General features: G+C 45.0%; 1 protein-coding gene. It reads left to right on the top strand.

All coding sequences use genetic code 11. The annotated features are described in order from the left end of the window. Positions 1–635: 635 nt before the first annotated feature. A partial coding sequence (locus FN809_RS17450) for a beta strand repeat-containing protein (protein WP_142534832.1) occupies positions 636–15,251 on the top strand: 14,616 nt, incomplete at its 3' end.

Genomic DNA, 15,251 nt, shown 5'->3' with positions numbered 1-15,251 from the left:
CACGGGGCGAATATTTGCATGATGCCAATATTCGTCCCGTGTGTTGTTTAAGTATTGCATTGTGTTAATTCAAAACATTGTCAACACTCAACGAGAGATGGGGATTGGTACGTATTTTACTTTCAGATGTGAGTTGTTTCCAGGGACAGGGCTTACAACCACCCCGTCTGCTATTTCGTACTTCATAGCATCCACCCCGCCTTTAAATGGCGCGGAATCCCTTGCGTGTGGTATTTGCTGGATAAGTAAAGATTCTCCGCTGTAAATCTGCCCCCCCCCTCTAGAAAATGTTGCGCAGCAGCATTGCAGGAGGTTGGGGGTAGATGTATGCTCTAAAACAATTCCTACCATTCTCAGCTACATTCAAAGGGCTATAAGTGTGTTTTTAATACTCCCTATTCGGGGGCTAATATTGTCAGATGTCAGATGGTTTATCCTTTGACAAACAGGGGTAGGGTATTAATTAATCAGCCCAAACCATAAGTCTATGCTACTAATAACTTCCTTTATCAATAGCCTCAAACGATTAATATGCATTTTAAAACAATTATCGGCTCTGTGCGTAAAAATAATTGAATTATTAATAACTCCGATTAATTCGGTTTTGTATAAAACAAAACTTAGAACTATAAAATATGGTATCAAAAACCACCTTGCTCAAAAGTCTATTGTTAAGTTCCTTCTTATTAAGTGCTATTGTTGTTAGTGCCCAAAGCGATGGCGATTACCAATTCAATTACTCCCGAAACGCAAGCTGGGATTGGAATATGGCCGCCAACTGGGATGTGTATAATGCCGGTTCCTGGGTCGAGGCTACCAATTACCCTGGAGAAGTTGCAGGTGCTGGTACTCTTTTTATTAATGACGGTGACCATATTGTTTTAACGGCTGACGTACCGCAAGCTATTGGTGCCATTACTTTTGCCGATGGAACAACCACCGCAACCGACCTGACCATGGGTGCGAACAACCTGACAGTTTCCGGAGCGGTAACTTTTGGTGACCCCGACCATGATGCGGGCGACCAAAATATATTTGTCAACTCCGGTACGCTTACCTCCGGTTCCGTTGTAATGGTTAATACCGGAAACAACAATGAGGACACCCGCATCGATATCGATACAGGAACATTGATAGTAAATGGAGATATTACACAGGCAAATTCGAATAGAAACAATATCCGTTTTGTGGGAGCGGCAACAGGTGAATTATATATAGGTGGCGATTATAATGGAAACGGTTTTACCCGGGGATCTTCAACAGTTTATTATAATAGCGCAGGCACACAGGTGGTGGGTAATACATCGTACCATAACGTTTATTTTACCGGAGGCATCAAAACATTGCGTAACACAACTTATGTATATGGAGCCATGACCCTTGGCACAGTGCTGGATATTGAAAATCGTCAGTTGGGCTTTATTGGTTCTGCCATCTGTGTTCCTGAAACCAGCTATGGGCCTTCTGCCATGATCAACATCTCAAATAATGGCTCTATACGAAGGGATGGTTCATCGGCAGCTGATTTTGAAATGATATACCCCATTGGTATCGGTACGGACTATACCCCAATGGAATTGACGTCTGTCAGTGGAAGCGATTTAAATGGACGTCTTTATATCAGGTTATTCGAGGAACGGCATAGCTTAACTGGTGGGTCAGACAATGCAATTTCACGTTATTGGGATATTAGATCCACCAATACCACCTTGACATCGGTTATAGGTTCGTTTACCTATGCCGATAACGATGTGTTGGCTCCCATCAACGAGTCCAATTTGACTACCGTGGGATATTTTGACGGAAGTGATTGGCAACAAAATGCAAGCGGGGTTTCACATAATCATGCCACCAACCAAATACTCTTTAGTGGAGTTCCGAATTTGTATGGCGAATGGACACTGGGAGAAAGCACCGGTTGCTTTGATGCTTTGCCCTCTGGTAAGTTTACCGTCAGAGATGGCAATTGGAATACCGCTTCTACCTGGAATGGTGGTGTGGTCCCTAAGGCGGATGGCACCGAAAATGTTACGGTTTATCATAACTTAAACACCTTAAATGCCGACATCAACGTAAACAATTTAACTTTTGGGCCGGATACCTATGTCAATCTATATGATCAGGAGGTAACAGTGGCCGGTGACTTAGTTGTGGAAGGTACTGTCCGTGATTCACATTCTGACGGTACGGTTTCCGTTGGCGGTACGTTAACGGTAAACGAAAACGGGGAATATAATATAGAACGAAGTCCGCTTACCGTGGCGGGTGATGTTACCGTCAACGGTATATTGAGAGATGCGCATGCTAACGGGACGAATCAGTTTAATGGCAACCTAACGATAGGTGTATCCGGAACATGCAATCTTGACTATGGCACCAACACTATAAACGGAACAACTACAGTAAACGGAATCTTGAGTGATACCCGTAACGAAGGCAGCAATACTTTTGCAGGCAAGCTAACGGTTAACCCGGGTGGTTCTTTTTCAAGTGCCGATGTAGAAAATAACTTCTTAAATGGCTTGGAGAACAATGGTTCTTTTACCGTCAGTTCGTCCTATGTGCTCAATAACGATCTTATTGTTACCGGTTCATCGGAGCTTTTGTTTACCGATGATCTGTATATCGCCGATAATGTTACCCTAACCAATCAAAATACCGGAGGTATAACTGTTCTTGATCAGTTGGATGGCCAGGGAGCCAATGCAAAGCTTATTAACGAGGGTTTAATCAAATATGGCGATAATGACAGAGTGCCGATGAATAGCGGAATCCTGGATTGTGCGACCTTTCCAAACACCTTTGAGTACAATCGCAATGGGCGGCAATACATAAAGGCAGGTGCCTATTACAACCTGGTTGCATCCAACAACAGTGATAAAGAACTGCAAGGCGTAACCACTGTTTTAAATGACCTGACCACATCCGGTACGGCCGACTTTGAATGCCAGAATCATAACCTGAATATTGGTGGTGCCATTCATCACACTTCATCTGGTTTATTCCTTACAGGTATAAATACGGTCACTTACAATGGCTTCGGTGATCAGTCCATCGCTTCCAATGTGACCTATGCCGGCAACCTCGCTGTTGATGGTACGGATGTCAAAAGTCTGAGCGGAGCAACTGCGGTAACAGGTGATATCAATATAACCGGAGCCACCCTCCATTTAAATGGTCACACAATTACTCCCGGAGGGAATGTAAGCATAAGCACAGGTGCTACCATAGACGTGGATGATAATGCCAGTCTTGAATTGGCCGATGTGGCCACGCTCACCAATAACGGAACACTTCAGGTGGTGGGTTCGCCCGGCAATCCGGCCACCATCACAACCGCTGGTTCCGGTGGATACCTTATCAACCAATCCGATGCAGCAGCACAGTTCCATGCCTTGTATGGAGTGTTCGATGCCACAGGCGGAATTACGGTTACGGATGGATCTATCGATGCCACCAATAACTTTAGCCATTGTACCTTTTCGAATGGTACGGGCAGCGAATACCTGAATTTTAATGGTTACGATCCCATTGGTGGTTTCACCGATATACAAAACGCCGTCTTTACGTCAGGCCCTACTAATAACGTAACCCGAACATCCGGAACCCATGCCCTTAGCTTTGTGCAGGCAACAGGAGCTTTGGCGGGCGAAAATTACGACAATGACAATGCCAACCCGGGTACCTTGATTGAATGGACCGACCCGAGTTCTATTTTTTATTCAACAGGAAACGTATCGGCACACGCTGCCGCCAGTTGGAACAGCAGTAAAGACGGTTCGGGCGGAAGTCCGGATTTAGCCCGTTTAAGCGATGGTACCTTAACCTTGATAGTACAGGATGGACATACCGTAACTTTAGACAGTAATGGTGATATTAATGTTCGAAAACTGATTGTTGGCGAGGGGACTTCAGGCCAATTTTTAATTGGTGGCGATGCAACTCAACAAACGCTTACCGTGCAGGAACTTATAGAAGTAAATGCAGGTGCTATTTTGGAACCCGGTTCGTCCGGTGAACCGGCACATAACCTGGAGCTGTACGGTAATATGATTAACAACGGAACGGTAAACTTACGTAAGTCCTTTACCCAACTGGTTAATACCAGGGTATATGGCAATATGGTATTTGGTGGAGCCAATATACCGGTGTTAAGTCAGCTTACCTTTGAGGCGGGCAGCAATGCCACGGCCAATGTGGCCTTGGATGTGAATTGGAATCTTATTCTGGAAGCCGGGGCAACTTTTAACGATGGTGGTCACCACCACAAAGTGGAATACAATTGGATTAACAACGGCGGAACCTACAATGCTACAGGAGGTCTGGATTTTGACGGCGGTACTTCGTCTATTGTGGCATCCGGAACTGAAACTACTTTTAACCATGTTACTTTTAATGGTGGCGGATTGGTTACCATCAAAGAAGATGTAACGATAAATGGTAATGCTATAAGCAACAACAATACACGTATTTCGGTTGATGATGTAACTGTAACCGTAAATGGCAACTTTAATGTTGAACCCGGTTCCGAATATGTTCAAGCGACCAACTATACTTATTTTAACGGTACCGATGCACAAACGATAACGCTGGCAGGATCATCTTCCTTTAACCGGGTTTATTTTACCAATGGCGGAGCAAATGCAAAAACTATTGTTGGTGATATGCATGTGAACAACTGGTTGATGATTAACAATGGGGCCACAGTGAATGGTACAGGAGACCATCTGATAGAAAGAGGTTTGAGAGTGGATGGTACCTGTAATTTCTCCGGCTCTATTACAATGAAAGGAGGCTATATCGATACCAACGATCCAACGGTAACGGCTTTTACCCTGGGCACTGCAAAGTTAAATATTGAGAACACTGTATATTTAAGGCACGCGTCAACTGGCACAGTTACCATTACAATGCAAAACGATGTTCTGGTGCATGGGTCAGGGGCATTGGTCATTAACGATGATGCCGTTCTGGTTGGGCAACCTGCAAATAGCTTAACGCTTGAAGCCGGTAGGAACCTATACGTAAGGGGTGCCGACAACTTCCCCGATGGATTTGGCAGCTACAATTTCGACCCCACAGCCAATGTGGTGTACGATGCCGATATGGCTCAAATAATCAGGGGTGGATTTACCTATGGCAGGCTATATGTGAGATATGCCCATAGTAAAACTGTCGACGGTCCCATTACCGTTACCGGTCATCTTTATTTGAGGAATGGTGCCACGCTCGACCTGCAAAACTTTGCCCACCTTTTTTCCGGATCAAACATTTACAACGGAACGGCGCACAATGGTTCAATCGACGGATCAAACGCTACCTTAACCATGAGCGGCTCCGACGCAGATCAAAATATCGATGCGTCGGGATCAGGAGCCTATACTTTTAGAAACCTGATTCTATCGCAAAACGGGGCTACCGCCACGCGCACCACAACTTTTAACACAGGATGTAAGTTGGTGGTTACCGACGATTTGACCATTGAAAATGTCGGCGGCACAGAGGCTATCGAATTCCTGGTCAACCTTAATGACAACCCCATAGCCGGACCGGCGAATAATTTAACATTAGGTGCCCACTGTTGGTTATATGTCGATCATCTTAATTTTGGTTCGGATGTCATCGATCAATTTACTACAACATCTCTTGATGTCAACAGTACCGTTTACTATAGTTTAAACGGTGTTCAAAATATTGCCGATGGGGTGACCTATGGCAATCTGGGGCTGTATACAGGTAATAAGTTGGCTGAGGGAAACCTAGATATCGAAGGGGATATGTTTAATATAGGCGCCCCAGAGTTCTACGATGGCGGATTTGTGCATACCATTGCCGGAAACTGGAAACTGAATAGCACTAATTATTACACTCAGCGATCAGCTACAGGTACCATCGTTTTTGATGGAACGGATCAGGATGTGGATGGCAGAATTTTTAACAATCTAACTATTGCCAACTCAGGCAAAGCCAACTTGTTCAATAATCTGGATGTGTTTGGCAATCTTACCGTAAACGACGGGAGTTCGTTTGAAGCATCTACCCTTAACATGAACATTGGGGGCGACATGGTGGTTCTGGGTGCCGGCAAATACACGCAGACGACGGGAACCACAACCTTAAACGGCGATGATAATCAATCGATTACCATGAATGCTCCAAGTAACTTTGGTAATCTTACTATTAATAAAACCAACCCTGTAACGCAAACGGTAACGGCGCTGACCGACCTCAACATAGGCCTGGATTTAACCGTGGAAGCCATGTCGGGTATATTTGATATATCCAACCGACACGTATATATCGGTGATGATTTGTGGATTCGCCATAATACCGGGGTGCAAAACTTTATTACCACAGGTAGTACGGTTGTGTTCAACGGTTCAACGGCCCAAGAGGTAAGAAGTTATCATGAGGATAATCTTGTATTCAACAATCTATTATTCGAGGGGAGTGGAGATAAAACGCTGTCATACAGTAATTCCGGCGGGGGCTTGCTGGCCGCGCAAAACTTTGAGGTGAACGGTAACTTTACCATCAATGGCTCGGTAGTAGAAGGAAATTCAATATCGCTTTACGTGCGCGGTAACTGGACCAACAACGGAACCTTTAATCATGGACGTACGGTTTATTTTGATGGCGCCGACCAAACTGTAGGTACATCTGGCTTTCACCATGTCAGTTTTCAGGGTAGCGATACCAAAACGCTAACAGGTAATATTACCGTTTCGTATGATGTATATATCGATGGTACCGCAACCTTAAATGCTGACGGCAACAATATAACCTTAGGACGTACCTGGTATAACAATGTGGATGGGGCAGGCTATGTGCCTGGTACCGGTAAGGTGGTATTTAATGGAGCCAGCGGTGCAAATGTTTATACCGGTACCCATGCGGGTTCGGCGGCAGGGAAAGATTTTTATGCCATCGACGTTAACAAAACAAATTCAGGTTATGTGTCCTTGCAGGGCGATTTAATCGTTCAGAACGATTTGAATATTAACTCTCAAATAATGCATACGTATGGCAACGACGTTTGGGTTGGCGGCAATTTTGTGGTCAACGGCACCTACAACTGTAACAACAATGCCAGTTTGCTCACGCTGAACGCAAGCGGAGGGACACATGTATTTCAGCCCAATGGGGCTACATTGAGGGGCTTAGAGATAGATGCCCCCGGTGCTACCTACCAAATGCAAGGCGATTTTATACTCGATAACGGGGATATGACCATCAAGGCAGGTACACTCGATTTAAATAAAAACCAAATACAACTAAACGATTACAACAGAAAAATAGATATTGCCGGTGGGTCGATGATTGTGGGCCCTGCTTCCAAAGTGTTATTTACCAATACGCAAAGTATTAACCTTACGAGCGGAGAGTTGCACATTGCAGGGGAGGAAGGTACTACAGCCAATATGGAAAGTACGCACGCCAGCAGGGGCTTTACCGTTAACGCTTTGGGCGGAACAATTTTTGCCGATCATTACAGGATACAAAAAGGAAGTATTGTGGTCAACGGCGCTACCCTGGATGCTACAAAAAATTTGAGTAACGGTACTTTTGTTGAGGGAGCCGGCGGTTCATCCTATATCACATTGACAGATGTGGATTTGGGTGCGGGCATTTCCTTGTCGAATATGATTTTTAACAGCGGGGCAAGTAAAAATATATCGCGCACCGCAGGTAACGGAACGGTTACTGTGCTGGATGCCTCCGGAAGTATGGCTGGTGCTTACTACGAAGAAGATAACGGTGTCCCGGGTACCTTGATCGACTGGACCTTCCCGGCAGGTTTTTTCTGGGATGGCAACGGAAGTGAAGCAAATACGAACTGGCACGACGCCCTGAACTGGTCAGGTAACACGGTTCCAGGTGCAAACGACATTGTTTATCTCGACCACAGCGTATTATCCGGTAATTACACGGTCGTGGTTTCTACTGCCGATGCCGCTTGTATGCGGGTTGTTATGGATTCGCAGGGGGGAAGTCCTCTGGGACTTATCGTGGGTGCCGGAAGAACACTCGATGTGACGGAGCATGTGGCCATCGGTGCCGGTACCACTTTAACGCAAGCCGATAATACAGCCGTGATTAATGTAGGAAAAAACTGGACCAACCTGGGTACCTATACGCATAATAATGCTAAGGTGATATTTAATGCCACAGCAGGGGATTACATCATCTCAAGTGGAGGTACTGGTGCCGGTAAATCATTTTATGATTTAACGATTGACGCAGGTACGTCTTTATATACGCTGGACATGCCGACAGATGTACAAAACAACTTGACGGTAAGCAGTGGTACCTTTGATTTGGCCTCGCCCAACAATGATATCACCGTAGGCGGTAATTGGCATATCGACCAGGGCAACGGTGGCCGTTTTGTATCCAACAAGGCCGATGTAACCTTTAATGGTACATTGCAATCTATTAAAAATGGTACATTTTACAACCTGATTATCGGGCCAACAAGTACTACATCTCTTAGCTCAAATATTGCCGTGGAAAATGATATAACGCTTAGCGATGGCTCTACATTAAACGCCAACGACAGAAATATCTATGTGAGAAGGCATTGGCAAAACAATAACGGAACCTTCCAGCAAACGGGTCTGGGAACTGTAATATTTGATAAAACCGGTGGTACGCAGTATGTTGATAACGGCACCCATGGAACTACGTTTAATCATCTTACATTCTCCAATAGCGCCAATAAAACATTCCGTAACGATGTTTCGGTAAACGGAAATGTGCTTATCAACGATGCATCAGGAGTGGTTAATGTGGATACCTATGTATTAAATGGTGTTGGAGCCGACAATAAGTTTACCTGTAACGAAGATTTGCAAATTCAGGGAGCAAGTAACTTCCCGTCGGGATTTGAGACCATGGAATTTTCCGATGCCAGTTTGGTAAGATATTATGCCGATATCGATCAAAATATTTATCCTGCCACTTATGGAGGAATTGATTTGGAAAGTTTATCCAACGGTGCAGCACCATCTGTTAAAACAGCATTAGGGAATATTGAAATCACCGGAAGCCTTTATTTGAATGATATAAATCGTCCGGCTATTTTGGATATGGAAACAAACGATGCCAATATGGTACTTACCGGATCTATCGACCTTAGGGGAGCTAGTGCCATAAACTGGGGCACCGGCAATGCTACCCTTGAACATATAGGTGGCGGATGGAGCATTGATGCGGATATTACCGGATTCAATAACCTGATATTGTCCGGTACAGGTGCTAAATATACTCAGGGAGATTTAGTCATTACAGGAGACCTTACTATTAAGAGTGGTGTGGATTTTAGAATGTATCATTCTTCAAATCGCAATGATTTTAAAAAGGTTACAGGTACTCCCACCGGAACGATTTCCATGGAAACAGGTGCCCGCATATTAAATACCCGTCCGTCCCTGGCCGTTGACCCTGTAAATGGTGGCCCGGCTATTGCAGAGGGCTTTGGTACCTACGATTTTAACGAGAGCAGTACGTATTTCCTTTATAGCAACGGAGTGGATCAAACGGTATATACCGGTAACGCTATCGCTTATGGCAATCTCAACTTTTCCAGCACAAAAAATGTAACAGGCGACGGAATTGCCGACCTGGATGTGAACGGCGATTGGAACATGAACACCGCTACCTATTTTGATGGGGGAACAGACATGCGCATTGCCGGTGCCAATGTATATTTTAACAACTATGTGGCCTCGTCATCCGACAGAAAATTAGTGCTGGACGGCCTGCGCGATCAACGGTTGTTGGATGGTTTGGATCCTCTATTGGAACTACCTGCTACTGAATTTAGAGGAACAGGAGTTAAAACAATTGTTGACCATACAAATATAAATGGCAATTTATTTGTCGATGCAGGGGTTACCCTTACCACGCGTTACAATATTACTTTCAATGGCAATAGTTGGATAAACAATGGGTTTTACCAGCAAACGGGCAATGGCTTAACATTTAACGGAGCCATAGATCAAACCATTGATCCGGGCATGCTTCATGCGGATAATTACTTTAATATTTTGGTGTTTGATGGAGCCGGTACAAAAACATTTGTGAACAACGGTGCAGATATCAATAATGCTTTTACCATTAACGAGGGAACGGTAGATTTAGGAAGCCATGATTACTATTTTGCCAATCGTATAGAGAATATTTTAGGGGGCATACTTCTGTCGGGCAATGCCAATATAACTTTGGATGGAGGTAATCAAAATGTTAACACCCCAAATTTTGCGGCAGATAATATTACTTGCAGCGGCAATGGCACAAAGTACCTTTATTCGGATTGGAATATAGGTAGAGACCTGACCATAGAGTCCGGTGTTACTTTAAGCACCCGAACAACAGCAGATTATAATATTTATATAGGTGGTGACTGGAACAACCAGGGTACCTTTCGCGATTATACCGGTAAGGTGGTATTTAACGGCAACCTGAGCCCTGTTACCATAACCAGCGGTGGTTCTAATTTTTACGATGTGGAATTTGCACCTACGGCAGCTGTAAAATACAGCCTTTTGAGTGCTTCTACAACCATCCATAATCAAATGCACATTGGAGACAATGCCGAGTTGGACTTAAATAGTCAAACATTAAATCTGGGGAGAGACAATACCGGATCCATCAGCCATACAGTTAACGGTACATTAACTATTGACGAGGGGGCATTTTTGCGTGTAAATAATGATGATGTGCAATCGGTGCTCGATGTGTACGGTACATTAAATATTGTTGGAGCGGATGAGAGTCATGTGGCTACGCTTACCAGCCAAACTACGCCAAGCCGCTACAATAAAACACAGGTTAACATACATCCGGGGGCAACTATGGCAGCCCGGTATTATCTGATCGAATATATTTCCGATACAGGTCTTAACCTCATGGCGGGTTCTACCTTACATCCGGTCAATAATTTCTCCGACGGTACCTTCTTAAACATGCGCGATGTGGCCGGTTCGCGTTACCTAACGCTCGAAAGTAACTATAGCGGAGGTAATATCTCCAATGTTTCGTTCAGCTATGACGGTATCCCGGTGCAAGGGCGTCACTTTAATGTACAGCGAAAACTGACTGCCCCGGCAATTGTTTTCGATAATGTAACAGGATCTATAGGTAACTATCGTTACGAAGACGATGACCATGCAATACCTGCCTTTGATGATGGGCTTGTACGCTGGCCACAAATAACCGAAACCCAATGGACAGGTGCTGTAGATATTGATTGGCACAAAGCAGGCAACTGGGACAACGGTGTGCCAACTTCCACCATGGACGCTATAATAGCCGATAAAGACAACGATCCTATAATATTTGCCGACAATGCCGTGTGTAAAGGCTTAATAATTACAGATGGAACATTAAGGTTGGAGGATGAAAGGGATATTGTGGTTCATGATAATGTAAGTGTCGATCAGGGGGTTTTATTTGTTAATGCAGCCGGTAGCGCTATTGATGTACGCGGCGACTGGTCAATCAACACCCAAGGTAACTTTGTACATGGTAATGGAACGGTTACTTTCAGTTCGCCTAATGGTTTTGTAAACATTGCACCGGGTTCATCAAATTTCTATAACCTGGTATTCAATAATGCCATATCTACTTTTAATATTTCTGCATCAGAACTTAATATTGAGGGCGACCTGGATATCTATAACGGTACGGTTTCTCCATCCACCAATAATTACACCTATAACCTGCATGGTGACTATACAGTTACGAATGGTAAATACGATACAGCAGGAGCTAGTGGTGGTACTATTGTGTTAATGGCTGATGGCGATCAAACGGTTAGCAACGCTACCTTCTACAACCTGAGGGTGGCCGGAACAGGCAATAAATACTTTGCCGGTACCAATACTGTTGAAGGAACAACTGAAATCAGTTCGTCGCTGATTGCCCAAGCCGGAAGTGCCATCTTATTTAAAGGCGACATGACTATCGAAGCCATGGGTGTTTTTAACGATGGGGGTCAATCGCACGAGTTTGGGGGCACCAACTGGCGCGGTAATGGCACTTATACCGGAACAGGAACCATGACCTTTAACAGAACGGTTGGTCATCAATACCTTTATCAATCTACCTTTAACAATCTTGTGGTGGATTGTACGGGTAGGGTATTGTACCTCCAGGATGATGTGGATATAAATGGCGATCTGACATTCAAGAGCGGGGTGAATCATATCAACCTGCAAACCTCCACTTTTACGGGCAAGGGTTTGGGTGCTTTTACTGTTGAAAGCGGCGTTGTCACCTATGTTTACGGTGCAGATAACTTTCCAAAGGGATTCGCCACATACAACATGGATGTTACTAGTGATACACGATATTACGGTTCTTCTAATCAAAATATAGCAGGCGTTTCGTATGGTATACTAAGGCTCAATAATCCTAATACCAAAACATTGATGGGGGATACAGAGGTGAAAGGAAATTTACATTTCTATCAATCTACTTTGGATGTAAGTGTTAATAATTTCGCCTTAACCGTTGGTGGTCATTGGTACAACAACAATACCGACGGAGGCAATTTTGTCTGTCGCCAGGGTCAAGTGATATTTAATGGAACCGATGACCGGAATATTTATATGGGCGATAACAATGGAAACACTTTTTACGATATACTGGTAAATGGAAGTGCCCAAATATCAGCAGCCAATCCTACCAACAATGATTTTATAGTTCAAAATAACCTGAACGTTACCAGTGGAGTTTTCAATGCCAATGGCCGTACCATATATGTGGGTGGCGATTTGATGGCTACCGGTGCAGGTACTTTTAATAACAGCACCGGAACCTATTATCTAAACAAAGCTGCGGGCAATGCAAACATTGGTTTTAACGGTTCCTCATTACTGAATTTGGTTATCAACGGCGGCGCCAGCTATACGGCACAGGGCAATTTGGCCTTGGTGGGTAGTTTTACCCTTAGCTCCGGCACCTTTAATGGTAACGGCCATAAGGTCGACCTGGGGAATGGTTCCGGCGATGTGGTCAATATTGACGGTACTTATATTGTTGGGGCCGGCGGTGTACTTGGTTTGGGCAACGGTGTAACGTGTACTGTTGGCACTACGGGCAGAATAGAAGTGGTAGGCAGTACCGCCGGGTTGGCTAAGGTAAGTAACAATGCTTCGGGCGGAAGATATGGTTTTGTGGTACATGGCGAAATAGCGGCCGAATACTATATGTTCGAGTATATGTCGAATGTGGGTGTCTATTTAACCAGCACCTCAACTATTGATGCAACCCACCATTTTAGTAACGGTACTTTTTCAAATGGCGCAACAACGGGCCAGTTGCTGAGGATAGAGAACACACAAAGCTTTACCGAGGCAGGTGGTAACCGTATCGAAAAGGTGTCTTTCCCAGTCAATCCGGGAGGTAGTGCCTTTAACGTAGCCAAGTATGAATCAACTTCAGGTGAGCTCGAGTTTTATAACTCGGTAGGTGTGTTTGCAGGCGAAAACTTCGATAACGACCCATCAAACCTGATAGACTGGACAGGGCCGGTGAGCTTGACCTGGAACGGTTTGACCGACAGCGACTGGAACAAGGCGGCCAACTGGACGGCCAGTTCCGGTTCACCCATCGTTCCTACTTCTGATAATAATGTGTTTGTTCCGGGTGGGCTGGTCAATTACCCTGAGCTAACCATAAGCGGGCAGGAAACAGGTAACCTAACCATTGAACAGGGTGGGAAAATAAGAATGAGTACGGTTGCGGGAGATGTTCAGCCCGACCTGGACGTAGATGGTGACCTTACTATTGTGGGTGCCCTGCACACTACATCGGCACACGATTTAATATCGGTAGAAGGGAACTGGACAGCAGCTTCGGGTGCCAGGGTAATACTGAACGGAAGAGTTACCTTCAACGGTGTGGGTGGTGCTAAGCAGATAGATAATGGTGGTGCAGGTTTTTATGCCTTAACCATCTCCGGAACCACCCAATATCAGATTGCCAGGGACATAAAAGTAAAAATGGACCTGACTATCGATGCCGGGGCTGCTTTTGATGCGAGTCCTTCTAATCGTACTATTACTGTTGGGGGTGATTGGGTGAACAGCGGAAAATTCATCGCCCAGCAAGGTACCGTGGTGTTAAAATCATTGCCGGGTACGCAGAGCATACGTGGCGGAGGATATGCTTTTTATAACCTGCAGATCAATTCGCCCGGCACAAGGTATAACCTTCTGGACGACATGGGCGTAGATGAAATGCTGCAAATACAAAAAGGTATCGTTGATGTTAAAGTCAATACCTTGCGTATTGGTGACGGCAGGGGTACCGATGGGGTCTCTATTTCGGGTACCTTATTGGTCAATGCAGGTGCTACTCTGGATATGGGCGATAACGCCAGCCTTAATGTTAATGCCGGCGGATCGATGGAACTTTTGGGCGACGACAAGGATAACCGGGCCACACTGACCAGTAGTACTGGTGGGCGATATTCCTTCGATGTGAACTCCGGTGGGGCCATCAAAGCCAGTTTTTATAATGTGGATTATACCGATGCCGACGGATTGCATATGCATAGCGGTGCACATATCGATGCTACCTATAATCTGTCCGACGGTACGTTCTCGAACGGCTTCCCCGGCTCGGGAAGCTATATGACCTTGATGCACGATATGGCCACAGCTGATTTTACTTTGCGCAACCTGATTTTTAATGCAGGGCCAAACCATAGTGTAACACGCACAGCAGGTACTACCATCTTCCATTTCGAAGATGCCAGCGGTTTGTTGGGTAATTATCTGTACGAGCGGGACGAGGAAGCAGTACCCAGCCCTTCATCCGGTTTGTTACGCTGGCCTTTTGTAAAGCTTTATACATGGGAAGGTGATGTGGATAGCAACTGGCTTACGCCCGGCAACTGGTTCGACGATCAATTGCCCGTATCCACCTCGGACATTACTATTCCTAATATAGGACAACATCCTGTTATAGATAATAGCCAACTGTTCGAGATGCATGCATTGACCATTGAGGCAGGAGCCACCGTAACGGTTCAACCGGGAGCAAGACTTACCATTAATGGTGATTTGACAACGAATGATGGATTAATTATCCAGAATACCCCGGCTCAGCCTGTTTCTCTAATAGTTAACGGAACGGTTAGTGGGCAAACTAATTACGAGTGGAGCATTCCTAAATCTTTGGAGTGGTATATGTCGCATCCGGTGAGGGGTGTAACTGAGCAGGAATACGAAGCCTCCTAC

Source organism: Saccharicrinis carchari (genome assembly GCF_900182605.1).
GTDB classification, from domain to species: domain Bacteria; phylum Bacteroidota; class Bacteroidia; order Bacteroidales; family Marinilabiliaceae; genus Saccharicrinis; species Saccharicrinis carchari.
The sequence above is the reverse complement of the archived record's forward strand: the minus strand, read 5'-3'. Positions and strand labels throughout refer to the sequence as shown.